The sequence below is a fragment of the Cytobacillus sp. BC1816 genome, assembly GCF_051353635.1.
Taxonomy (GTDB): Bacteria; Bacillota; Bacilli; order Bacillales; family Cytobacillaceae; genus Cytobacillus; species Cytobacillus oceanisediminis_C.
In genome coordinates this window covers 3,914,078-3,939,415 of record NZ_CP195611.1, presented here as the reverse complement: position 1 = coordinate 3,939,415, position 25,338 = coordinate 3,914,078, and the positions used below count along the sequence as shown (strand labels likewise).

The window sequence follows — 25,338 nt, the reverse complement described above, 5'->3', positions numbered from 1 at the left end:
AGGGGAGGGAACGCTGTCAGCTACAAGGACAGCAAATTATGTCATTAAAGAAAATGATTGAAGAAAAATTCCCGCAGCAGACAAATGAAGATTGGGAACAAAGTGCGGAAAAAGCTCTTAAAGGGAAATCCTTAGAAACATTATCACGAAATACATATGAAAACATAAAATTGAAACCGCTTTATTCCAGAGAAGACCTGGAAACAGGTGCATTATCACAGTTTCCGGGCGCAGAAGACTTTAGAAGAGGTTCCTATGCAGCCGGATACCTGTCAGAAGAATGGAAGGTTGCACAGAAAATTAGTGCTTCCTCTTCCGAAGAGCTGTCAGATAAACTTCTTGCTGCCATAAAGACAGGGCAGACAGCTCTTGCGTTTGAGCCGGAACAGTTAAAGAATCCAGAGAAGATTAGCCTGGCTGTTGGTGAACTTTATGAAAGGTACCCTTTCAGTGTTGATGCCGGACGAAATCAGCATTTAATAATGGCAGGACTTGGAAAAGTAAAAGAAAGAGAAAAAGTCTCTGGATATGTTGCAGCAGATCCGCTTGCTATTGCTGCTGCCGATACATTGAACGACCGCTCAATCGATGAACTATACGAAACTTTGAATCAAACGATGAGTGATGCAGCAATAAATCTGCCCAGCCTGAAAACCATCATGGTGAATTCAGCGGTTTACCATAATAGCGGTGCAAATGCCGTCCAGGAACTTGCACTTGCTCTTGCAGCAGGGGTAAATCACCTGCAATATCTTCTTGATAAAGGCAAAAGCCTCGAACAAATATTATCCAAAATGGTCTTTAAGTTTGCTGTTGGCTCAAACTTTTTCATGGAAATTGCCAAGCTTCGTGCTGCAAGAGTATTATGGGGCAATGTGGCGGAAGCATTCGGAGCTGAGGGTGACAGTAAAAAAATGGTCATTTCTGCAGAGACGTCCTTCTTTACTAAGTCTGCCTATGATTCCTATGTAAATATGCTGAGAGCGGGGAATGAAGCGTTCGCAGCAGTATTGGGAGGAATACAATACCTTCATGTCAGTCCATATAATGACCCGGAAAGAGCCAAATCTCCTTTTTCAGAACGGATTGCCCGCAATACTCAGTTGATTTTAAGGGAAGAGGCGCATTTACTAAAGGTCTCTGATCCAGCAGGCGGCTCCTGGTATATTGAGCATCTGACAAATGAACTGTGCTCCAAATCCTGGGAACTTTTCCTTGAGATAGAAGAGCAGGGAGGAATGGCGGATGCCCTTCAAACAGGATGGATTCAGGATCAGATTACCCAAGTTCTTGAAAAGAAGAAGAAAGATGTTCATACAAGAAAACAAAGTATCATCGGAACGAATATATATGCAAATCTTGATGAAAAGCCGCTTCAGGCAGAAATGGAAACCGTCCAGAACAGCAAGAGTGATCTCAAGACTATCCCGCAGGTCCGCCTTTCTGAGTCCTTCGAGGGTTTGCGGAATTTATCTGAAAGATTAAAAGGAAAGGGCATTCGACCTGAAGCAGGCCTTATCTGTTTGGGAGCATTGAAAGACCATAAAGCGCGTGCTGATTTTATTTCAGGCTTCCTGGCTCCTGGCGGGGTTGGTGCAGTTAAAAGCGGTTCGGTAAATAATCCTGAAGATGCTGAAGCATTTATTCAAAAAACAAATTGCAGGCATTATTTTATTTGCGGATCAAATGAACAATACGAAAGCATGGCTGTACCTTTAATTAAACAATTGAAAGAAGCTTTCCCGTCAGCTGAAATCTATTTAGCCGGTCTTCCCGAAGAGGGGAAAAAGGATGAATATAAGAACGCTGGCATCGGCGGATACATTCATGTAAAAAGCGATTGCTATGGAACTCTCTTAAATATGCTGAACGAGATGGAGGCGGCAAGCAATGGCCAATAAACCTGATTTTAAAAGCCTGGATATTCTTGAAGCAAAACAATCAGACAAAGATGACTGGAAAAGAAAAGCGGAGGAAGAAATCAATTCATCCATTGATCATCTTCTCTTTGAAACAAATGAGCAAATAAAAGTAAAGCCACTGTACACATATGAAGACCTTAAAGACATGGAGCACCTAAACGATAAACCGGGGCTTCCTCCATATACAAGAGGACCATATTCAACCATGTATGTGAACAGGCCATGGACTGTCCGTCAATATGCCGGTTTTTCTACTGCAGAGGAAAGTAATGCTTTTTACCGGCGAAATCTTGCGATGGGTCAAAAGGGCTTATCAGTTGCTTTCGATCTTGCTACTCATAGAGGCTATGATTCAGATCATCCAAGAGTCGAGGGAGATGTCGGGAAAGCTGGCGTGGCCATTGATTCCATCCTGGATATGAAGACACTGTTTGATGGGATACCTTTAGATCAAATGTCTGTATCCATGACGATGAATGGAGCGGTTTTGCCTGTCATGGCTTTTTATATTGTTACAGCGGAAGAGCAGGGAGTAAGCCAGGAGAAACTTTCTGGAACGATCCAGAATGATATCTTAAAAGAATACATGGTGCGCAACACATATATATATCCTCCGGAAATGTCCATGAAAATCATTGCAGATATATTTGAATATACATCAAAATATATGCCGAAGTTCAATAGCATCAGCATTTCAGGCTATCATATGCAGGAAGCGGGAGCTCCTGCTGATATTGAACTTGCTTATACCCTTGCAGATGGACTCGAATATGTAAGAACCGGCCTTAAAGCTGGAATCGATATCGACTCATTTGCACCAAGGCTTTCGTTTTTCTGGGCCATCGGCATGAACTACTTTATGGAAGTGGCAAAAATGAGGGCAGCCCGCTACATCTGGGCAAAAATGATTAAGACATTCGAACCTCGGAATTCGAAATCAATGGCGCTTAGAACGCATTCTCAAACGTCTGGCTGGAGCTTAACCGAGCAGGATCCCTTCAATAATGTAACAAGAACACTCATTGAGGCGCATGCGGCAGCGATGGGACATACACAATCCCTTCATACGAATGCACTGGATGAAGCCATTGCATTGCCGACAGACTTTTCTGCCCGTATAGCGAGAAATACGCAGCTGTACCTGCAGGAGGAGACAGGGGTCACGAATGTGATCGATCCATGGGGAGGCTCATATTATGTAGAAGCTTTAACAGATCAATTAATTAAGCGAGCCTGGGAGCATATTGAAGAAATCGAAAATCTTGGCGGAATGGCCAAGGCAATTGAAACAGGATTGCCAAAAATGAGAATTGAAGAAGCGGCTGCCAGACGACAGGCACAAATTGATTCCGGAAAAGAAACCATTATTGGAGTGAATAAGTACCGGCTGGAAAAAGAAGAGCCGATTGATATCCTCGATATTGATAACACAGCTGTCCGTTTAAAGCAGATCGAAAAGCTGGAGCAGTTAAAGGCTTCACGCGATAATGAGAAAGTTGCTGAAGCCTTGGAAGCTATTACTAGAGCTGCAGATACAGGGGAAGGCAACCTTCTTGAGCTTGCAGTAAATGCAGCGAGGGTGAGAGCCACTCTCGGTGAAATTTCTGAAGCGATTGAAAAAGTGGCCAGTCGCCATAAAGCAATTATCCGTTCTATCAGCGGCGTGTACAGTTCTGCTTTTTCCAACGAAGAAGAAATTGCTGAAGTAAAGCAGATGACAGACGAATTCCTTGAAAACGAAGGAAGGCGACCTCGGATTTTGATTGCCAAGATGGGGCAGGATGGACATGACAGGGGAGCAAAAGTCATTTCAACTGCCTTTGCCGATCTCGGTTTTGATGTGGATATAGGCCCTCTCTTCCAAACACCTGAAGAAACAGCCATGCAGGCGGTGGAAAATGACGTTCATGTCATAGGCATCAGTTCGCTTGCTGCCGGACATAAAACCCTTCTTCCGCAGCTTGCCGCCGAGCTGAAGAAACTGGACAGGGAAGATATTATTGTCGTCATTGGCGGGGTTATTCCGGCACAGGATTATCAGTATTTATATGAGCATGGTGCTTCTGCCATTTTTGGCCCGGGCACCGTCATTCCAGTGGCAGCCCAAAAAGTCATCAGGGAGATCTACAGCCGTCTCGGGTATGAGGAAGTGACCCAGTAAATGACTGAGGATAAGAAACCGGAATGGTTTGATGAAGAAAAAGCAGATAATTTTACAAGCATTGTTCGCGGTGGTGTGGATACAGGTGAGCCGGGGCTGAAATTTGAAAAAAAAGGCAGGTTTCAAAAAAGAACTGCCTCCCTGCCTGATCTAAACGTTCTTGAAGATGGTATTTTAAATGGCAAGAGAGGTGTGCTTGCCAGAGCGATTACTCTGATTGAAAGTAACGCAGAACATCATTTTCGCCATGCACAGGAAATCCTGCACAAACTTTTGCCCCATTCAGGACAATCGCTTAGGATCGGGATAACAGGAGTGCCGGGAGCAGGAAAGAGCACATTCATTGAATCTTTTGGGACATACCTGTGTGACGCAGGATTAAAAGTGGCTGTGCTTGCCGTTGATCCGAGCTCCAGCTTGAGCGGCGGCAGCATCCTTGGCGATAAAACGAGAATGGAGCAGCTCTCCAGAAACCCAAATGCATTCATAAGACCTTCTCCTTCAGCAGGGAAACTGGGAGGAGTCCACCGGAAAACAAGAGAAACTGTGCTCCTGTGTGAAGCGGCAGGCTTTGATGTAATTCTGGTTGAAACAGTCGGCGTGGGACAAAGTGAAGTCATTGTCAGGGACATGGTGGACTTTTTTATGCTATTAACGCTGACAGGGGCGGGAGATGAATTGCAGGGAATGAAAAAAGGCATTATGGAACTGGCAGATGCGGTAATTGTCAACAAAGCCGATGGAAGCAATAAAAAATTGGCCGAGAAAACAAAAGCAGAGTATAACCGTATTCTTCATTTTCTCCAGCCTGCTACAAAAGGATGGCAAACCAGAGCCTATACCTGCTCTTCTGTTTTTAATCAGGGCATCCCGGAGATATGGAAAGTGATCAAAATGTTTGAAGACACTGCAAAAGCCTCAGGCGTGTTTGAGGAAAGAAGAAGACTCCAGACAAAACAATGGATCCATTCCATGATCCTGGATCAGCTTCAATTCAGCTTTTTCTATCATCCTGATATAAAGCCGCTCCTTCCGAAAATTGAAAACGAGGTCATTGCGGGAAACAGGACGGTCACATCTGCAGTGGAAGAATTATTTAATATCTATTCTAAATGAAGCTGTCCTTCAAAAGGGCAGCTTTCTCTGAAAGCAAAAAAAATGGCCAGTGCCTTTTGAGCACTGGCGAATCTAGGGAGTTTAGGGGTATGGATCTAGCTGTAGTTTTATCTTTCCCCCATTACCCGGAAGCTAAACTTTTTTATTCAAAGAAATGACTTGATTGTAAATTTTGTTCTTGTATTGGTATTATGTATATAGTGAAAAAGATTAATCAGCAGAGGAGCGATGATCTATGAATATGGATTTTAATTTATTTATGAATGATGTTGTAAGGCAGGCACGGCAGGAAATCGTGCATGCCGGCTATACAGAATTAACGACACCGGAAGAAGTGGATGAAGCCCTAAATAAAAAAGGCACCACACTTGTAATGGTGAACTCAGTCTGCGGATGTGCAGGCGGAATTGCCCGCCCTGCGGCCATGCATTCCCTGCATTATGATAAGCGCCCTGACAATTTGGTTACTGTATTTGCCGGCCAGGACAAAGAAGCGACAGAAAAAGCAAGGTCTTATTTTACCGGCTATCCGCCATCATCACCATCTTTTGCTCTTCTTAAAGACGGAGAATTATGCACGATGATCGAGCGCCATGAAATTGAAGGCCATGAGCCAATGGCTGTTGTTCAAAAACTGCAGGATACCTTTGAGAAATATTGCGAAGAGCTTTAAACAGGGAGAAGCGGAAGCGCCTGCCCCCCCGACACCTCTAGGGGGCAGACGCTCCTCCTAAAAGCCAGCGCTGTTAGTGGTGAGAGGATAAAGCTGCCGAAGCATTCCTTGTGGAACTAGACAGATTTCGATGTTCAAAGTTTCTTTTTTATTTTACCAGGAAAGGTCCCGAATTAAGGGACTTTTTTTTGTGTCTATTTATCAGAATAATTAAACTTTAGATAAATATTTAAAAATATTATTGCATAAATATAAAAATCTGTTAAAATTCATTTTAGTGAATATTTATTAATAGTTATGCAGAAATTATTCATATTTTATAGGGGGAAACTAAAATGAAAAAAGTCATCATGATTGCTTTAAGCATACTTTTAGTTGGCGTATTAGCTGCATGCGGCACAAGTGAAGAAGCCAGCACTGGAAGCGGCTCAGGGGAAAACTCAGATAAAAAAGTATTAACTATGGGTACATCAGCGGATTATCCGCCATTTGAATATGTAGATTCCGCAAAAGGGGAAGAAATTATCGGTTTTGACGTGGATTTGGCCAAAGCGATCGCTGAAAAATTGGGTTATGAGATACAAGTGAAAGATATGGACTTTAACGGATTGATTCCTGCATTGGAAACGAGCCAGGTTGATTTTGTTCTGGCTGGTATGACACCTACTGAAGAGCGCAAACAAAACGTTGATTTCAGTGATGTATATTATACAGCGAGTCACATGATCGTTTCGAAAAAAGGAAGCGGAATTGAGTCTTTAGAAGATTTGGACGGGAAAACTTTGGGTGTGCAGCTTGCCTCAATTCAGGCTGATAAAGCAGAAGAAATTGGTGAGACAGTTGATATGACTGTGGAAAACCGCAACCGCATCCCTGAATTGATTCAGGAAATTATGGCAGGCCGTTTTGATGCTGCCATGATTGAAGACACTGTTGCAAAAGGATACTTTGAAAAGAATGAAGATCTTGCCGGTTTTACAATCGAAGAAGCTGAAGCTGAGGCGGGTTCTGCCATTGCTTTTCCAAAGGGCAGTGAATTAACTGAGAAATTTAATGCAGAGCTTGTGAAGATGAAAGAAAACGGTGAATTGGAAGAACTGATCGTAGAATGGTTTGATAGCAAATAATTCCGCTGGGAATTGGCGTCCAAGGCATATTTTCCTTTGGACGCTTTATTCTTCCCGGAAACTGATAGACTATTTATAGAGAGGATGGAAAGACAGTGAATCTCGATTTTCAGCAGTTCATTCCCTCCCTTCCATATATACTTAAAGGCATTGGCGTTACGCTTCAAATAGTTTTTATGGCAGGAATATTGGGTTTTGTATTAGGCATTATTCTATCATTCTTTAAAATCAGCAGATTTAAACTTCTTGGGTGGATAGCAGATGCCTATACATCCGTTTTTAGAGGAACACCTCTTGTTCTTCAGTTGATGCTCATTTATTATGGATCGCCCCAGCTGATCGGGTATAAAATTGATCCTTCAACAGCTGCCGTCCTGTCATTTGGACTAAACTCAGCTGCCTATATTTCTGAGATTATCCGGGCCGGCATCCTTGCTGTTGATAAGGGCCAAAGTGAGGCGGCCATGGCTTTAGGTGTCCCATACAGGCCTGCCATGATGGATATTATTCTCCCGCAGGCAATGAAAAACATTTTGCCTGCTTTAATGAACGAGTTTATTACCCTTACAAAAGAATCTGCAATCGTAACGGTTATTGGGGTAACAGACGTGATGCGCCGCGCTTACATCGTGGGAGGCGAAAAGTTTTCCTACTTCGAGCCAATTCTGATTGCGGGGCTTATCTATTACATTATGGTAATGATCCTGACTGTGCTTGGAAAAGGGATTGAAAGGAGAATGAGACGCAGTGATTAAACTGGAAAATTTGCATAAACATTTCGGTAAACTTGAAGTTCTTAAAGGAATTTCAACTAATATTCAAGATGGCGAAGTAGTAGCTATTATTGGTCCATCAGGTTCCGGCAAGTCAACATTGCTGCGCTGCATCAATCTCCTGGAAGTGCCTACAGACGGCAGGATTATGATTAACGGGCAGGACATTACGGATAAGGGCACGAACATTATGAAAGTGCGCCAAGATGTAGGAATGGTTTTTCAGCATTTCCATTTATTTCCGCACAAAACAGTCCTGCAAAACCTGACCTATGCACCAATGAAGGTAAAGGGAGTTTCGAAATCGGAAGCTGAGAAAACAGGGCTCGAGCTTTTGGAGAAGGTCGGATTATCAGCCAAAGCATACGAATATCCAAATCGGTTATCGGGGGGGCAGAAGCAAAGGGTTGCGATTGCCAGAGCTCTTGCTATGAATCCCGATGTTATGCTGTTTGATGAACCTACATCCGCTCTTGACCCGGAAATGGTGAAAGAAGTGCTGGACGTTATGAAAAATTTAGCCCATACAGGCATGACAATGGCGATTGTTACCCATGAAATGGGGTTTGCCCGTGAAGTGGCAGACAGGGTGCTTTTCCTGGATGGCGGCGTGCTTGTAGAGGATTCTTCCCCTAAAGAATTTTTTTCTAAACCTAAGAGTGAACGTGCAAGGGATTTCTTGCAAAAAATGCTATAATCGATATATGCTATGGGAGAAGATGGTCAAAAGGATCATCTTCTCTTTCGTTTTTCTCAAAACAAAAGCCTTCTTTAAACTTAGATGCGGGCAAATTAATATAGGAGTTTGACTAAATGAAATATAGAATTGGCTACCGGACAATCAAGACTGCCGTGGGAACTTCCATTAGCATCATGATTGCACAGATGCTGCAGCTTGACAATTTTGTCTCTGCAGGAATATTGACTATTTTATGCATAAAAGTAACGAAGAAAAAGTCTCTGCGAGCTTCATGGGACCGTTTTTTTGCCTGCTTAATGGCAATGGTATTTTCTTCCTTGTTTTTTGAGGGTATTGCCTATCATCCGCTTGTAATTGGACTGCTGCTTTTGTTTTTTATTCCCGCAGCTGTCATGGTAAGGGCCAGCGATGGGATTGTGACAAGCTCCGTTATTATTCTGCATATTTATTCGGCAGGGGAAGTTTCAAAGGAACTCCTGCTGAATGAGCTGGGCATTATTACTGTCGGAATTGGTGTGGCCCTCATCGCAAACCTCTATATGCCCAGTCTGGAATCGAAGCTTAAGGAGTATAGGCTCGAGATAGAAGATAACTTTAAGATTATCTTTGATGAAATCGTGAAGTATTTGCGCACACATGAAAGCAGCTGGGATGGCAGGGAAATCACTGAAACGATGGAACTAATCGATAAGGCAAAGACATTGGCCTTCAGAGATGTCGAAAACCACTTCCGAAGGAATGATAATTTATATTATCACTATTTTAAAATGAGGGAAAAACAATTCGAGATTATTGAGCGTGTTCTTCCAAGTGTAACGTCCATTGCACTGCCTGTTGAACAGGGGGAGATGATTGCTGATTTTATTGAGGAGTTATCGGACCACATTCATCCAGGGAATACGGCCATTCAATTTTTGGAGAAATTATACCGAATGAGAGTTTCTTTTGAAAATATGGAGCTCCCCAAGACAAGAGAGGAATTTGAGGCACGGGCTGCGCTGCTTCACTTTGTAAAAGAAATGGAACAGTATTTAATTATAAAAAGCTCTTTTAAAGGATTAAAGGAGAGGGAAATGAATCAAGACCGGACAGCAGAAGCAAACTAAGGAAAAGGAATTGGAGCGTGAATGATCATGCTGAAGTTTGCTGCAGCGGCCATCATGTTTTTTTCATTTTCCCCAATCTGGCCTTTGGGACCCAACCCGCTGCCTGGAGATCCATTTTTAATTGTCAATAAACGGACAAATGAAGTTGCGTTTATTCATGATCAAAAAGTACAAAGTGTAATCACAGCTGCAACCGGGAGAACGGATGACCTTACACCTGAAGGGATGTTTACTGTTACTGTTAAGGCAGCTGATCCTTATTATAGGAAAAAGGACATTAAAGGCGGTGACCCCCGTAATCCTCTCGGGACAAGATGGATTGGATTTGACGCAGAGGATACAGATGGAAGAATTTATGGCATTCACGGGACGAACGACCCTGCATCGATCGGCAGGTACGTCTCCAATGGATGTATTAGATTGCAGAATGAAGCAGTCGAGTCGCTATATGAATCTGTACCGGTTGGTACGAAAATTTTAGTTGTCACCTCCCCCAGAAATTTTGATGAACTTGGAAGAGAGTACGGCGCAATAAAAAATAATCATTTGAAAGAATAATCAGCTGCATCTGAATGGATGCAGTTTTTCAATGCAATGGCCCCTCATTGCAAAGCGTTTAAGAAAAATAAAATGGAATACATGTTAGGTGAATTGAGAATAGGCTTAATTAAAAAATAGAACATAAAAAAACTGCCCGGAATTGCCCTCCGCAGCAGCTGAAAAAAATCACATAGTTCCTGTTATAAAAACATCGACATCCCCATAATGAGGGTAGATGCAAGCATTGCAAATATCATTAAATAAACAACTATTTTTGTCATTTTCTTATTTGACATTCTATTCCTCCTCGTCCCAATTCTTACTATCATTTTACTAAGAATCTTCAAATTGAACAACCGCTCAATTTTTAAAAGGATTTTCGACATCTTTAACGAATATTTAAATAATAGCTTCAAAATATGCCCGCATTCTGCGGGAATTGATAATTTCCGACATCCATGAGGAGGAAAAATGATGATCAAGAAGGTGGACCATATAGGTATTGCTGTCAGGTCTCTTGATAAAGCGCTTCCATTTTATATTGAAGTGCTTCAGCTTGAATTTCTCGGAATTGAGGAAGTGGACAGTCAAGGAGTAAAGGTTGCTTTTATTAAAGCAGGGGAAACGAAACTTGAGCTTCTTGAGCCGACAAGTGAAGAAAGCCCAATTGCCAAGTTTATAGAGAAGCGAGGCGAAGGTCTTCATCATGTAGCATTAGGTGTTGACAGCATACAGGAACGTATTAATCAAATGAAGGAACAGGGCATCAGGATGCTGCAGGATGAACCGAAGATTGGGGCTGGCGGTGCCCAGGTAGCCTTTATGCACCCGAAATCAACAGGCGGCATATTATATGAATTTTGTGAAAAGAAAGGATTGAAATAAAGTATGGCAGACATCTATGAGAAAATAAATGAGTTATACGACCGCCGCAGGGAAGTCGAACTGGGCGGAGGGGATGAGCGTATACAAAAACAGCATGAAAAAGGAAAGCTGACTGCCCGTGAACGAATCGATTTATTAGTTGACCCCGGCACATTCGTAGAGCTGAATCCATTTATTGAGCACCGCAGCACGGATTTTGGATTGGAAAACCAAAAAGGCCCTGGCGATGGTGTTGTAACTGGCTATGGTAAAGTCAACGGAAGGCCTATCTTCTTATTTTCCCAGGACTTTACTGTTTTTGGCGGCGCCCTGGGGGAAATGCATGCAAAAAAAATTGCCAATGTAATGGATTTGGCAGCTGAAAATGGGGCTCCATTTGTAGGCTTGAATGATTCCGGCGGTGCCAGAATTCAGGAAGGGGTTGTTTCCCTTGATGGGTACGGCCATATTTTCTACCGGAATTCGATTTATTCAGGAGTGATTCCGCAGATCTCTGTCATTATGGGGCCTTGTGCAGGTGGAGCGGTTTATTCTCCAGCGATCACGGATTTTGTCTTCATGGTGGAAAAAACGAGCCAGATGTTCATAACTGGCCCAAAAGTAATCGAAACGGTGACTGGGGAAAAAATTTCACCGGAGGATCTGGGCGGTGCCCGTGTGCATAACACAATCAGCGGAAACGCACACTTTAGAGGCGAGTCCGAAGAGGAAGTTATTGAGCAGGTACGAAGTCTGTTAAGCTACCTTCCGCAGAATAATGAGGAAAAACCGCCAATGTCAGAACGGGATGAGGACGATGATTACCGTCCGGATCTGACAGACGCCATTCCTTTCGATGCCCTTCGTCCATATGACGTCCGAAAAGTCATTGAACAGGTAGTGGATAAAGATACTTTTATGGAGGTACAGCGTGACTTTGCTAAAAATATTGTAGTCGGGCTTGCCCGAATCAAGGGTGAGACGGTGGGACTTGTCTGCAATCAGCCGAAGGTAATGGCAGGAGGCCTTGATATTGATTCTTCCGATAAGGCTTCAAGGTTTATCCGGTTCTGTGACTCCTTTAATATTCCCCTTATTACATTTGAGGACGTTACAGGCTTTTTCCCAGGTGTTAAACAGGAACATGGCGGGATCATACGGCATGGCGCAAAGATTCTCTATGCTTACTCAGAAGCAACAGTGCCAAAGCTTACTGTTATTTTAAGAAAAGCATTCGGGGGAGCATACGTTGCTCTGAACAGTAAATCTATTGGCGCAGATCTTGTATTTGCCTGGCCAAATGCGGAGGTTGCCGTAATGGGTCCTCAAGGTGCAGCCAACATTATTTTTGCAAGGGAAATTCAAAATAGTGAAGATCCCGAAGCTACCAGGGCACAAAAAATCGAGGAGTACAGAGAAAAGTTCGCCAATCCATATGTGGCGGCAAGCCGAGGCATGGTGGATGATGTCATCGATCCGCGAGAAACCAGAATCAAGATCATTCAGGCGCTTGACATGCTGCGCAATAAAAAAGAAAGCAGGCCTCATAAAAAGCATGGAAATATCCCGCTATAATGGATTCCTGATTTGCTGTGCTAAAATATTGGAGTTATACTTGCTTAGTAAGCTTAAATTTGGAGGTTTGTACATAAATGATTAATGAGGAACGCTTATTAAACGAATTTCTGGAACTGGTGCAAATTGATTCTGAAACAAAGTATGAAGCTCAAATTGCAAAAGTGCTGAAGAAAAAATTCAGGGATCTTGGGGTTGAGGTGTATGAAGACGATACAACTGCACAGACCGGACACGGTGCAGGCAACCTCATCTGCACTCTTCAGGGAACTAAAGAAGGAACAGATACAATTTATTTCACTTCTCACATGGATACGGTTGTTCCTGGAAAAGGAATTAAACCTTCCATCAAGGACGGCTATGTTGTAACCGATGGAACAACGATCCTGGGTGCCGACGACAAGGCAGGACTTGCCGTTATGCTTGAAGTTGTTAAAGTCCTGAAAGAGCAGAATATTGCTCATGGAACTATCCAGTTCATTATCACAGTTGGTGAAGAATCCGGACTGGTCGGAGCGAAGGTTCTCGATCCTTCACTTGTTAAAGCGAAGTTTGGCTACGCACTGGACAGTGACGGCAAAGTCGGAAATATTATCGTTGCCGCCCCGACACAAGCTAAAGTTAAAGCAGCTATTTTAGGGAAAACAGCACATGCCGGTGTAGCCCCTGAGAAAGGCATTTCGGCTATCACTATGGCAGCGAAAGCGATCTCAAGAATGCCGCTGGGCCGCATAGATGAAGAAACAACGGCTAACATTGGCCGTTTTGAAGGCGGACAGCAGACCAATATCGTGTGTGACCATGTAGCTATTTTAGCAGAAGCACGTTCATTAATTCCTGAAAAAATGGAACAGCAGGTTGCTAAAATGAAAGAAGCTTTTGAAAGTGCTGCCGAAGAAATGGGAGGCAAAGCTGAAGTGGATGTTCAGGTTATGTACCCTGGCTTTAAATTTGGCGAAGGCGACCATGTCGTTGAAGTAGCCCGCAAAGCGGCTGCAAAGATTGGCAGGAGCTCCGAGCTTCTTCACAGCGGCGGCGGAAGTGATGCGAACGTGATTGCCGGATTAGGCATACCAACAGTCAACCTTGCTGTTGGCTACGAAGAAATTCATACAACCAATGAGCGTATGCCTATTGAAGAATTAAATAAACTGGCTGAAATGGTCATTGCCATTATTGAAGAAGTCTAAAGCCTAAGCCTGACAGAAAGGGAACCCGATGAGGTTCTCTTTTTTATATTACTGAATTCAATTAAATTCCTCACTAGTTAGAAAATAATGCCTATGGTATATTAATTCTATACATGAGAGTTTCCGAGGAGGAAATGGAATGACTGAAAATAATAAAGCTGTCGTTTTCCGGGCAGGAAATGAGGAATATGCCACGCCTATTCCCTTTGTTATCTCCATTGAGAAAATGGAAGGCATAACACCGATTCCTCATTTGCCCAGTTATGTAAGAGGAATTGTCAAAGTCAGAGGAGAGCTAATTCCTGTTGTTGATTTTGAAGAAATTCTTTACAGCCGTACACTGCCCGATAGCGACTCGGCAAGGATGATTGTGCTGCAGACAGAAGAGCTATCATTCGCAGTGCTGGTGACTGAAGCCAAGGAAATTCTTGATATTCCAGCAGACTGCCTGAAACAGCCAGGTTTGATTGCCTATCAAAAAACCAATTATTTTACAGGGGTAGCCAATTTCGATCATAGGCTGATTACCATAATCGATCCTTCAAAGCTGGTGGAATCTCTGGAAGGAATAAGGGAAATAAAAGAGTATATGAAAACACAGCATACAACAGCATAGCGAGCGAATTCAAAAACAGAGGAGCAATATTCTCTGTTTTTACTTTTATAATCCTCCTAATTAAAGAAAAGAAAAATATCTGCTAAAATAGAGGTGAATGATTTTTACAGGGAAGTGCCGGCATGAAGCAAATGTATCCAAAAAACGGGAGAGTTATCCTCCATGTTGATATGAATAGTTTTTATGCTTCGGTTGAGATGGCCTTTGATCCCACATTAAAGGGCAAGCCTTTAGCGATCGCAGGCAATCCTGAGGAGAGGCGCGGAATAATCGTGACTTGCAGCTATGAGGCAAGGAGCTTCGGGGTAAAAACCACCATGCCTCTATGGGAGGCTAAAAAGCTCTGTCCACAGCTGATTATTATGAAGCCGAATTTTGAGAGATATCGTGCAGCTTCTATGGGAATGTTTGATATATTGCACGAATATTCATCCCTTGTTGAACCTGTATCCATTGATGAAGGATATGTTGACATTACAGACAGCTATGAGTTTGGGAGCCCAATAGAAATTGCTGAAACGATACAGAAGCAGATTTTCCAGCAGCTTGATTTGCCCTGCAGCATCGGTGTTGCTCCCAACAAATTTCTAGCCAAGATGGCTTCTGACATGAAAAAACCAATGGGGATTACAATTCTCAGAAAAAGAGATGTACCCCATATTTTATGGCCGATGCAAGTGGAAGAAATGCACGGAGTCGGCAGGAAAACCGGGGAAAAGCTGAGATATCTGAACATCGCCACAATCGGTGAATTGGCAAAAGCGGATGAAATTGTATTAAAAGCAGCTCTGGGGATCAATGGCCCGAGATTGAAACAAAAAGCCAATGGCCAAGATCTTAGAAAGGTTGATCCGGAATCGGCATCTGAATTTAAAAGTGTGGGAAATTCAACCACACTGCCAAGGGATGTTTCAAATCAAAGAGAGCTGCTTCAGGTATTTGAAAAATTGGCTTTACAGGTTTCTTCCAGACTGAAAAGAAAAAAGGTAATGGCGGTTTCTTTGGGGATTACCATCAGGTATAAGGACAGAAGAACCATTACCAGAAGCCGCAAACTGAAGAATCCGATTCAGCAGGATGAAGAAATTTATCAAATGGCAAAAGAGCTTTTTATAAAACATTGGAATGGAAACGCAGTACGGCTGCTTGGCATTACAGGAACAGACCTTGTCGAACCCGAACAGGCGGTTAAACAGCTGGATTTATTCAGTTTTGAAAAAGATGCCAAAAAGGAGCCTTTATTTCAGACAATGGATCTTTTGCGAAAGAAATATGGGGCTAAAATAATCGACAATGCCGGTGCACTTTCGGAAATGAAATTGACCCGCCCCAAAATCGGCACAGATACCAGCTTTAATAAAGATTTTTTGCATAGCAGGCCTGGAAGGGGCAATAAAAAAGAAAAAGATGATATTTCATGAGTTTTTCAGGCGGCTATAAGCTAAACTAAGACAGGAAAGTTGAATAAGAATAGGAATCTTGCTAAAGTAAAGTGGATTCTTTTACCGCAGGCTAACGGGCAGTAAGATCCCTATTTTAAGACTCATATGAATCAATTTAGGATAAGCGGAAGCGGGGATCAAACTTCCCGAAAAGCCCGAAAAGCAGAACAAAGACTAAGAACGCCACGTCCTGTGGCAGCGCCTTTGTGACCCGCCTTCTGTGGGCCTCAACTAACAATCAGTGGGGGAAAAGGCATCCCCCCGCTGATTGAAGTTTCACTTATTGGATAATGTTCAAAAAGAAAATCTTAATAAGATCTTCTTTTTGAACAAGCAATTACACGCTTAAAGGCTAGAAGGGAAGTAATAAAAGATGACGAAATCACAGTTTGGTGTTATCGGCTTAGCCGTAATGGGCAAAAATCTTGCCATGAATATTGAAAGCAGAGGCTACTCAGTATCCCTTTTTAACCGGTCACGCGAAAAAACGGATGAGATGCTTAAAGAAGTCGAAGGAAGAAATTTTAAAGGTACATATACAATTGAGGAGTTTGTTGATTCCCTGGAAAAACCGCGCAAAATCATGCTTATGGTTAAAGCAGGCGGCCCGACAGATGCGACAATCGAGCAGTTAAAGCCTTTATTGGATAAAGGGGATATTTTGATTGATGGCGGAAATACCTTCTTTGTGGACACACAGCGCCGCAATAAGGAATTAAGTGAGCTGGGCATCCACTTCATCGGTACTGGGGTATCCGGCGGTGAAGAAGGCGCGTTAAAAGGTCCTTCCATTATGCCTGGCGGCCAAAAGGAAGCCTACGAGCTGGTTGCCCCTATTTTTCAAGATATCGCGGCAAAGGTTAATGGCGAAGCATGCACAACTTACATCGGTCCGGATGGGGCAGGCCATTATGTGAAAATGGTCCACAACGGCATTGAATACGGCGATATGCAGCTTATTTCCGAATCTTATTTTCTGTTGAAAAATGTGCTTGGTTTGACTGCTGAAGAGCTTCATGAAGTATTTGCCGATTGGAATAAAGGTGAGCTTGACAGCTATCTAATTGAAATCACGGCTGATATCTTCACGAAAAAAGATGATGAAACCGGCATGCCGCTGGTAGATGTCATCCTGGACACAGCCGGCCAAAAGGGAACCGGCAAATGGACAAGCCAAAGTGCGCTTGATCTTGGCGTACCGCTTCCAATCATCACTGAATCCGTATTTGCCCGATTCATCTCTGCCATGAAAGAAGAGCGTGTCAACGCAAGCAAAGTTCTTCGCGGGCCAGCTGCATCGGAATTCACCGGCGATAAAAAAGCCTTTATCGAAAGTGTCCGCAAAGCCCTTTACATGAGCAAAATCTGCTCATACGCACAAGGTTTTGCTCAAATGAGAGCAGCATCCGAAGAATATGGATGGGATCTTAAATACGGCGATATTGCGATGATTTTCCGCGGAGGATGCATTATCCGTGCCCAATTCCTCCAAAAAATTAAGGAAGCATATGACCGTGAGCCTGGTTTAAAGAACCTGCTTCTTGATCCGTATTTTCAGGAAATTGTGGAAAGCTACCAGGATGCTACCCGTGAAATTATCAGTACAGCTGTGAAGAACGGAATCCCTGTACCATGCTTCTCTGCTGCGCTGTCCTATTACGACAGCTACCGCACTGAAACATTGCCTGCTAACCTACTTCAGGCACAGCGTGACTACTTTGGAGCACACACTTATCAGCGTACTGATAAAGAAGGCATCTTTCATACAAATTGGATGGAATAATATAAAAACAGCGCTCAAAAGGCGCTGTTTTTTTGTAATTGCAGGAAGCCAGATCATGGCATTCCCTAAACGAAAACCCCCTGCCGCTGCAGGGGGGTTCGAAAATTATTTAACACTGTTCAACATCAAGGTCAGTTACGGGCCACCAGAAGAAGCCATCTTTTTCAAGCAGCTGGTCTGCTTCTTTTGGACCCATTGAACCGGATTCGTAGTTAGGGAAGCCTTCTTCTTTTTTGTTTTCCCATACGTCAGAAATTTTGTCGACAAAGCTCCAGGAAAGGGCCACTTCATCCCAATGGGTAAAGTTGGTTGCGTCTCCGCGCATGCAATCATATAAAAGCCTTTCATAAGCTTCAGGCGTATTCATGTCATCGATGCCTTTGTTGGCAAAGTTCAATTTTACCGGTGTGGCTTCCATGTTTTGTCCTGATTTTTGGGCATTCAAATATAGGGTGATGCCTTCTTCAGGCTGAATATGGATGACCAGCAGGTTTGGATTTAACGTTTGCTCAGTCTGATAATACAAGTTCATCGGAATATCCTTGAACTGGATAACAATTTTCGTTGATTTTGCAGCCATTCTTTTTCCTGTACGAATATAGATTGGCACACCTGCCCAGCGGAAATTGTCAATCATCAGCTTGCCTGCTACATAAGTTTCGGTGTTTGATTCTTCATCCACCATCGGCTCTTCATTATACGCTGGGACTTCCTTTTCATTTAATATGCCTTTTCCATACTGGCCGCGGACAAAGTATTCTTTCACCTGGTCCCCTTCAAGCGGACGCATGGCCCTTAATACCTTCACTTTTTCAGATCTGATTTCATCTGTTGTCAGGCGGATTGGCGGCTCCATTGCCAGGAGGGCAACCATTTGCAGCATATGGTTTTGAACCATATCACGAAGGGCGCCGCTTTTTTCATAGTAACGGCCGCGTTCTTCTACACCCAGTACTTCGCTTGATGTAACCTGGATATTTGAGATGTAGCGATTGTTCCATAAAGGTTCGAAAATGGCATTGGCAAAACGGATAACTTCAATGTTTTGCACCATATCTTTCCCTAAGTAGTGGTCAATCCGGTAAATCTCATTTTCTGAAAAAGCTTTTCGAATTTGCTTATTAAGCTGTTTCGCTGATTCCAAATCATGGCCAAAAGGCTTCTCAATGACAAGACGCTTAAAGCCATCCACATCCGTCAGGCCATCTGCTTTTAAATGCTCTGCAATGGTTCCGAAAAATTCAGGAGCCATGGCAAGGTAGAAAATGCGGTTGCCTTCAAGGGAATAATGAGTATCTAATTTTTCGGCCATACTCTTTAATGCCAAATATGAACTTGAATCCGTCACATCATGCGAATGGTAGTAAAAATGGGAAATAAAATCCTCAAGTTCTCCGCTATCTTTGATAGCTGACTCAACAGAGGCTTTGACACTTGCCTGAAACTCATCATTCGTTAGCGTCCTTCTGGCAACCCCAATTACCGCGAAGCGCTCAGACAGCCTGCCCTTTTTGTACAAGCGGTAAAGTGAGGGAAATAGTTTTCTTTTTGCCAGATCTCCCGTTGCTCCAAATATCATTATTAATGCGGTCGGTTTTTCGTTTAGTTTCACGATTCTAGAACCTCTCTTCGACAAAGTTTCTGTATGTATGGCTGGACAATCATTGTCCGCCGGCAGCTTGATTAAAAGCTGTTATATTGCATTCGTAAAAAACGCCTGTACAAGTATAAAATTGTATCTGTTTAAAGCTATTTTCGCAAATATTAAGTTTGCCCTTTTTAACATAGTTTCTTTCTAAAGGCCCTGAACTATCCTCTCAAATAAAACAAAAAACGATTGTTTTAGAATGAATTCCGCGGATGCTATGGTATATTGTTTATATTCAAAGCTGGCAAGGCCTGACAGATTTTTAATCCGACTGCAGGATAGGAGGTTGTTTTTTCAATGGATGTTGTTTTCTTGGGAACAGGTGCAGGAATTCCAGCCAAACTGAGGAATGTATCTTCCTTGGCTTTAAAGCTCCTGGATGAAAGAGGGAGTATATGGCTTTTCGACTGTGGGGAGGCTACCCAGCACCAAATTTTACATACAAGCATTAAACCGAGGAGAATTGAAAAAATCTTTATTACCCATCTTCATGGAGATCACATTTATGGTTTGCCCGGATTGCTGTCCAGCCGCTCTTTTCAGGGCGGTGATACTGAGGTGACACTTTATGGGCCAAGAGGGCTAAAAGAATATATTAAAGTCTCGCTCTCTGTCAGCGGCACATACCTTAAATACCCTTTGAAAGTTGCTGAAATCAGTGATGGCGATGTATTGGATGAAAAAGATTTTAAGGTGGAAGCCCGCTTGCTCGAACACGGGATTCCTTCATATGGCTACCGGGTTATTGAAAAGGACCGTCCGGGAACATTGCTCGCGGATAAGCTTGCTGAAGCGGGAATCAAACCGGGTCCGATATATAAGAAAATAAAAAATGGCGAAAACATAGAGCTTGAGAATGGGAGTATACTGGAAGCAAAAAACTTTCTGGGCCCGGCTCAAAAGGGTAGAATCATCACGGTACTGGGAGATACCAGGATTTGCGATGCGGCAATAGAATTAGCGGCTCATGCAGATTTATTAATTCATGAGGCAACCTTCTCACAAGGAGAAGAAAAGCTTGCATACGATTATTTCCATTCCACAACCCTGCAGGCTGCCCAAGTCGCGCGCGAGGCGAATGCAAGGAAACTCTGCCTGAATCATATCAGTTCACGATATGAACGCCAGGATTGGGAACAGCTTGTGAAGGAATCGCAGACAATTTTCCCCAATACGGTAATTGCTGAGGACTTTAAAGAAGTTCATATACCGCTTGATAAAGGAGAGGTGAGTTAATTGAAAACTTTCTATATCGTGCGCCATGCAAAGGCTGAGGGCCAGCCTTTTTCTGCCAAATTGACAGAAAGCGGAAGGGAACAGGCATTAAAATTAATTGATTTTTTTAAAGACAAGGAAATTAATCGCATCTACTCAAGCCCTTTTGTGCGGGCGATGGAAACTATCCGGCCGCTCGCACAGTCGAGAAACCTTGAGATTGTTGAGGAAAGCCGTTTGGGGGAAAGGGTGCTATCCTCCATTCTTTTTGATGATTGGCAGGAGAAGCTTAAGCAAAGCTTCTCCGATTTTGAACTGGTTTTTGAAGGAGGAGAATCCCATTCATCAGGCATGGAACGAGCTGCTTCCCTGCTGGATGAATTAATCGCTTCTAGTGAAAATCATATTGTTCTGGTCAGTCATGGCAATTTATCCACTTTGCTGCTTCGCTATTTTGATGAAAATGCAGGCTTTGAGCATCTTATGAAGATGAGCAATCCCGATGTTTTCGAAATTAAGGCGGATAGTGAGGGTGCGGCATGGAGGCGGATTTGGATCGAAAAGTAATGTCTGGAAAAATTGAATTTTTCAAATTTGGCATTGACGGTTTCCTGCAGGCATAATATAATCACACTTATACTTTAAAACATTATATTAAAAAGCTATGAAGAGACTCTATTAAGTCTTATCTCCCTGTTTATAGAGAGCCAGTGGATGGTGGAAACTGGCACAAAGATAAGGTGAATTTCATCTTGGAGCTTTTCTTTTCTGCATTATAGCAGGAAAGACGGTTAATCCGTTATATTTCGAGTGGAAAGTCACATACTTTCAAAAAGGGTGGTACCGCGTGAATCTGATTCGCGTCCCTTTTGAAGTATGTGGCTTTTTTGTTTTTTGGAAAGGTTCTTAAAATGGAAATCCGGCCGGTTTCTATTAAGAAAAGCTCCAGGCGCCAGCCTGGAGCCAGGCAGTATCTATTTTGTAAATTATGGAGGTACAGGCATGCAGCAAAATGAGCAATGGTCATCGAAGATTGGATTTATTTTAGCCTCGGCCGGTTCGGCAATCGGACTTGGAGCTATCTGGAAGCTTCCGTATGTTACCGGGACAAGCGGTGGCGGAGCATTTATATTATTATTTCTGCTATTTTCCCTATTAATTGGTTTTCCGCTTTTGCTGGCTGAGTTTGTGATCGGCCGCAGCACGGGGAAAGAGGCAATCTCGGCATACAAGGATATTGCTCCGGGAACTAAATGGCACTGGATTGGCTACCTTGGCGTATTTACCTGTTTTCTGCTTTTATCGTTTTATAGTGTAATAGGCGGGTGGATTCTGAAGTACATTGTATACGGGGTTACCGGTTCTATGAATGGAGCCGGCAATTATGAAGAGCTATTTGGCACATCCGTGTCAGACTCTGTGTCTGTTGTAGCGGCACAAGGGCTCTTTTTATTCATAACTGTTTTAGTGGTTGCTAAAGGCATCCAGAAGGGTATCGAGCAGGTCAGCAAAATTATGATGCCGGCTTTGTTCCTTTTATTTATTATCTTGATTGCACGATCTCTGACACTGGAAAATGCCATGGAAGGCGTCTCATTCTTTTTAAAGCCTGATTTTTCAAATCTTACGTCTGAAACCGTCCTTTTTGCCATGGGTCAATCGTTTTTCTCTCTAAGTGTCGGGGTATCGGTTATGGTAACATACAGCTCTTATTTATCTAAAAATGAAAATCTGATGCAGCCGGCTTTTTCCGTTGTCGGAATGAATTTATTTATTTCAATTTTAGCTGGATTGGCTATTTTCCCGGCCGTTTTCTCACTGGGATTTGAGCCTGCTGCAGGTCCTGGTTTATTGTTCATTGTTTTGCCATCTGTTTTTGATCAGATTCTGTTCGGACGAGTATTCTTGCTCTTATTCCTTGCACTGTTTCTATTTGCAACCTTAACTTCCGCTTTTTCAATGCTCGAGATTGTGGTGGCTGCTCTGACGAATAAGAAGGGAAGGGGCAGAAACCGTGCAGCATGGCTGACAGGATTGGCAATCTTTATCGTGGGAGTCCCATCTGCACTTTCCTTCAGCAGCCTATCAGATATTTCAATTTTCGGCAAAACGATATTTGACAGTGCTGATTTTCTTGTCAGCAATGTATTAATGCCGGTAGGGGCGCTCTTCATTTCTATTTTTGTTTCATACAAAATGAAGAAAGACCTGCTGAGAAATGAATTAATTCAAGGTTCAAAATCGCTGAATGGGATCTTTTCCGCCTGGTATTTCCTTCTTCGTTATGTGGTGCCTTTGGTTATCATCATTGTATTCCTTGATTCACTGCAGATTATTTAATAAAGAAAAAAGGGATGGCGAACCGCCATCCCTTTTTTTTATTTTAAAATCAGAATTTATAACTTTGTATCTCGAGAGCTATCTAGTGCAAGCAGCCTGCCCTCTCGAGTTGAGGCCCTCAGGATGGGGTCATGCAGACGCTGCCGCAGCGATACATCGTACGACCGAAAGCGGCAGCTTTTGGGAGGATGTGGCGTTCTTAGTCTGCGTTCCCTTCGTGGGCAGGGGCTCTACCGCTTTTCGTTAAATCCAGCCGCGTTCATATTGCTTAGGCGGTTCAATTGCTGCACCAAGTTCCTTTGCTGCTGTGCGCGGCCAATAAGGATCCCTCAGCAATTCCCTCGCAATGAAGATTAAATCTGCCCGTCCGTTTTGCAGAATTTCTTCTGCCTGCAGGCCTGATGTAATTAGCCCGACTGCACCAGTCTGAATATTGGCACCTTCTTTAATGGTTTCAGAGAATTTGACCTGGTAGCCCGGGTAGCTATGTATTCTAGCCGGCACTACTGCTCCGGAACTTACGTCAATAAGATCCACACCCTGCTCCTTCATCCATTTTCCCATTTCCGCATAATCCTCTGCAGTTAATCCTTCATCATGATAATCATGTGCGGATACTCTAACAAACAAAGGCCCATCCCAAACGGTTTTAACTGCTTCAATGACTTCACGGAGGAAACGGTAGCGGTTTTCGGCTGATCCCCCATACTCATCACTTCGTTTATTGCTCAGCGGTGAAAGAAACTCATTGATCAAGTAGCCGTGTGCCGCGTGAATTTCAATTACTTCAAAGCCGGCTTTTTTCGCCCTTTCAGCCCCTTGTTTGAATGCCTCCACAGTTTCGGACACTTCTTCTTTTGTCATTTCTTTAGGTGTTTTCATTTTTTCATTAAAAGCAACCGCTGATGGGGCGAGAATTTCCCCTTCGACAGTCGCTTTTCTGCCGGCATGTGCAAGCTGTATCCCTGCTGATGCCCCGTGTTCTTTCATTAGCCCGGTTAATTCTTTCAGGCCTGCGATATGGTCATCGCTCCATATTCCCAAATCCTGCGGAGAAATACGTCCCTGCGGAGTTACAGCAGTTGCCTCCAGGATGATTAATCCCACTTGGCCAACAGCCCGGCTCGTATAATGTGTCCGGTGCCAGTTTTCAACCATGCCATCTTCATTATGGCTTGAGTACATGCACATCGGTGCCATAACAATTCTGTTCTTAAAGGTGATTCCTTTAATCGTTAAAGGGGAAAAAAGCTTTGTTTCCATAATCAATGCCTCCTTATTTCGCTATCCTAAATATTAAGTATATCAGGCGATTCCGCAAATGAAAAAGAACATGTACTTAGGAAGGGTTTGCATACTTCAGCGTTTATTCCTCAATTCGCTTAATTTATATAATGTACCTCTCCAGACTATGCCGCCCCTTACAAATGTCAGAATGCTGGCACGGAGTATGGAATAAATAAACAGGAGAGCTGTAATTGGAAATACAACAAACAGAAGCGGAGAAAATTTAGACATTCTTTTTGTAATGACTGTATAAACACCTGCTAAAATAATGATGTTTGCAAGACTTAAGCTGAAAATAACTTTTTCGGCTGAAAAAATGGTGATAAAGGGAAGCACCTGAGAAATGAATGTGCCGGCAATTGCAAATAGAACCATGCTAACCCGGTAATGAAGGCCTGCAAAAGTATTTTTCTCCAATCCTTTGAAGGCTTCTTTTAAGCTTTCATACCATTCAACTTCAATCAGGTCCATCGCTGTTGCAAATTTCTGTTTGAGGCCATTTTGTTTTATTCTCATTCCAAGCATTAAATCATCATCAGGCCGCATTTTAATTGCTTTATGTGTTCCGATTGCTTCATAGGAGCGCCTGGATACCATGTTAAATGCCCCAATGCCAATGCCGGTTTTGGAACGTTGATTGTTCGCCAGCCAAGGGCGTTTATAATAGGAAAAACCAAAAAGAAAAAAAGCAATGAATGTGTTGAGCCAGAAACCCCTTCCCATCAAGCTCGGTGCCGCCGTTAAATGGTCAAGGTCATTCTTGCTAAAATAATGAACCGCCTTGCTGAGGGCCTCCTTTTTAAATAACACATCAGCATCTGTGAACAAGATTAATTCCCCGGATGACTCCGAATATCCCTTGTAAAGGGCATGGTTTTTTCCAAGCCACCCACTGGGGAGAGTCTTGATATCGATACACTTAATCCTTGAATCACTCTTCTGGAGGCGGTCCATGATGCTTCCTGTGCTGTCGGTTGAACGATCATTGACCAATATCCATTCAATGCGTTTGTAGCTTTGCTGCAGCTGTGTTTTTAAGCTCTCCTCAATCCTGGCTTCTTCATTCCTTGCCGCTGTTATGACAGAAAGAAGAGGGCCTTCAGTCATCGTATCGCTATCTTCAAGGCGGTCCAGGCTTTTTAGTCCCAGAGCAGCATCAATTAGTACGGCAATCCATACAAGGAGGCTAGCGCTTAATAGAATAATGAGCATTTGCAGGTTTCTCATCCTTTTTTCATAGTTTGCAATAAGAAGGCGTAT

At 43.1% G+C, this 25,338-nt stretch carries 22 protein-coding genes and 1 other annotated feature; of the genes, 18 read left to right on the top strand and 4 right to left on the bottom strand.

Features of this window, described 5'->3' with window-relative positions:
* The first annotated feature begins 38 nt into the window (after positions 1-38).
* The 9 genes from ACR42H_RS20070 (at position 39) to ACR42H_RS20030 (ending at position 10,136) form a co-directional block, all read left to right on the top strand.
* Positions 39-1,901 (top strand): methylmalonyl-CoA mutase family protein, encoded by a 1,863-nt coding sequence (locus ACR42H_RS20070; protein ID WP_436372834.1) that lies wholly within the window; start codon positions 39-41, stop codon positions 1,899-1,901.
* Positions 1,891-4,083, top strand: coding sequence for a methylmalonyl-CoA mutase (scpA, locus tag ACR42H_RS20065; RefSeq protein ID WP_436372831.1), 2,193 nt, complete (start codon positions 1,891-1,893; stop codon positions 4,081-4,083). The genes ACR42H_RS20070 and scpA overlap by 11 nt, the downstream gene beginning before the upstream one ends.
* Entirely contained in the window at positions 4,084-5,199 is a 1,116-nt protein-coding gene (gene meaB, locus ACR42H_RS20060) for a methylmalonyl Co-A mutase-associated GTPase MeaB (protein WP_113884419.1), read from the top strand.
* A 235-nt stretch (positions 5,200-5,434) separates the two neighbouring features.
* Positions 5,435-5,872: a BrxA/BrxB family bacilliredoxin gene (locus tag ACR42H_RS20055; protein ID WP_113884420.1), complete on the top strand. Its 438-nt coding sequence runs from the start codon at positions 5,435-5,437 to the stop codon at positions 5,870-5,872.
* A gap of 335 nt (positions 5,873-6,207) precedes the next feature.
* A complete protein-coding gene (locus ACR42H_RS20050) occupies positions 6,208-6,999 on the top strand; it encodes a transporter substrate-binding domain-containing protein (protein ID WP_113884421.1) in 792 nt (263 codons plus the stop codon).
* Between the two features lie 95 nt (positions 7,000-7,094).
* Positions 7,095-7,754, top strand: coding sequence for an amino acid ABC transporter permease (locus ACR42H_RS20045; protein ID WP_113884422.1), 660 nt, complete (start codon positions 7,095-7,097; stop codon positions 7,752-7,754).
* On the top strand, positions 7,747-8,469 hold the full coding sequence (locus ACR42H_RS20040; protein ID WP_436372825.1) for an amino acid ABC transporter ATP-binding protein: 723 nt from the start codon (positions 7,747-7,749) through the stop codon (positions 8,467-8,469). The genes ACR42H_RS20045 and ACR42H_RS20040 overlap by 8 nt, the downstream gene beginning before the upstream one ends.
* Before the next feature lie 116 nt (positions 8,470-8,585).
* A complete protein-coding gene (locus ACR42H_RS20035; RefSeq protein WP_113884424.1) occupies positions 8,586-9,578 on the top strand; it encodes an aromatic acid exporter family protein in 993 nt (330 codons plus the stop codon).
* A 21-nt stretch (positions 9,579-9,599) separates the two neighbouring features.
* On the top strand, positions 9,600-10,136 hold the full coding sequence (locus ACR42H_RS20030) for a L,D-transpeptidase (protein WP_113884425.1): 537 nt from the start codon (positions 9,600-9,602) through the stop codon (positions 10,134-10,136).
* 182 nt (positions 10,137-10,318) lie between these two features.
* Here ACR42H_RS20030 and prli42 read toward each other — a convergent pair whose 3' ends face one another.
* Positions 10,319-10,414: a stressosome-associated protein Prli42 gene (prli42, locus tag ACR42H_RS20025; RefSeq protein WP_113884426.1), complete on the bottom strand. Its 96-nt coding sequence runs from the start codon at positions 10,412-10,414 to the stop codon at positions 10,319-10,321.
* A gap of 175 nt (positions 10,415-10,589) precedes the next feature.
* On the opposite strand from prli42, the gene mce reads away from it, so the two are divergent.
* From mce to gndA, 6 genes are all read left to right on the top strand, one after another.
* Positions 10,590-11,003, top strand: a complete 414-nt coding sequence (gene mce / locus ACR42H_RS20020; protein ID WP_436372821.1) for a methylmalonyl-CoA epimerase — start codon at positions 10,590-10,592, stop codon at positions 11,001-11,003.
* A gap of 3 nt (positions 11,004-11,006) precedes the next feature.
* On the top strand, positions 11,007-12,557 hold the full coding sequence (locus ACR42H_RS20015) for an acyl-CoA carboxylase subunit beta (RefSeq protein ID WP_436372818.1): 1,551 nt from the start codon (positions 11,007-11,009) through the stop codon (positions 12,555-12,557).
* Positions 12,558-12,634: 77 nt separating this feature from the next.
* On the top strand, positions 12,635-13,747 hold the full coding sequence (locus tag ACR42H_RS20010) for a tripeptidase T (protein WP_113884429.1): 1,113 nt from the start codon (positions 12,635-12,637) through the stop codon (positions 13,745-13,747).
* A 139-nt stretch (positions 13,748-13,886) separates the two neighbouring features.
* Positions 13,887-14,363, top strand: coding sequence for a chemotaxis protein CheW (locus ACR42H_RS20005; RefSeq protein WP_436372817.1), 477 nt, complete (start codon positions 13,887-13,889; stop codon positions 14,361-14,363).
* A 122-nt stretch (positions 14,364-14,485) separates the two neighbouring features.
* Positions 14,486-15,784, top strand: a complete 1,299-nt coding sequence (locus ACR42H_RS20000; RefSeq protein WP_436372814.1) for a DNA polymerase IV — start codon at positions 14,486-14,488, stop codon at positions 15,782-15,784.
* 394 nt (positions 15,785-16,178) lie between these two features.
* Positions 16,179-17,588 (top strand): NADP-dependent phosphogluconate dehydrogenase, encoded by a 1,410-nt coding sequence (gene gndA / locus ACR42H_RS19995; protein WP_113884431.1) that lies wholly within the window; start codon positions 16,179-16,181, stop codon positions 17,586-17,588.
* 109 nt (positions 17,589-17,697) lie between these two features.
* Here the strand turns inward: gndA and zwf are convergent, their stop codons facing one another.
* Complete coding sequence (gene zwf / locus ACR42H_RS19990) at positions 17,698-19,167, bottom strand: glucose-6-phosphate dehydrogenase (protein ID WP_436377025.1); 1,470 nt, start codon at positions 19,165-19,167, stop codon at positions 17,698-17,700.
* 366 nt (positions 19,168-19,533) lie between these two features.
* Here zwf and rnz point away from each other — a divergent pair, with 366 nt between their 5' ends.
* The 3 genes from rnz (at position 19,534) to ACR42H_RS19975 (ending at position 22,791) form a co-directional block, all read left to right on the top strand.
* Positions 19,534-20,472 (top strand): ribonuclease Z, encoded by a 939-nt coding sequence (gene rnz / locus ACR42H_RS19985; protein WP_113884433.1) that lies wholly within the window; start codon positions 19,534-19,536, stop codon positions 20,470-20,472.
* Positions 20,473-21,018, top strand: a complete 546-nt coding sequence (locus tag ACR42H_RS19980) for a histidine phosphatase family protein (protein ID WP_113884434.1) — start codon at positions 20,473-20,475, stop codon at positions 21,016-21,018.
* Between the two features lie 88 nt (positions 21,019-21,106).
* Positions 21,107-21,322, top strand: a binding site (T-box leader).
* Between the two features lie 131 nt (positions 21,323-21,453).
* A complete protein-coding gene (locus tag ACR42H_RS19975; protein ID WP_113884537.1) occupies positions 21,454-22,791 on the top strand; it encodes a sodium-dependent transporter in 1,338 nt (445 codons plus the stop codon).
* Positions 22,792-23,034: 243 nt separating this feature from the next.
* Here the strand turns inward: ACR42H_RS19975 and namA are convergent, their stop codons facing one another.
* Complete coding sequence (gene namA, locus ACR42H_RS19970) at positions 23,035-24,054, bottom strand: NADPH dehydrogenase NamA (RefSeq protein WP_436372810.1); 1,020 nt, start codon at positions 24,052-24,054, stop codon at positions 23,035-23,037.
* 96 nt (positions 24,055-24,150) lie between these two features.
* A complete protein-coding gene (locus ACR42H_RS19965) occupies positions 24,151-25,290 on the bottom strand; it encodes a glycosyltransferase (RefSeq protein ID WP_436372808.1) in 1,140 nt (379 codons plus the stop codon).
* Positions 25,291-25,338: the final 48 nt, after the last annotated feature.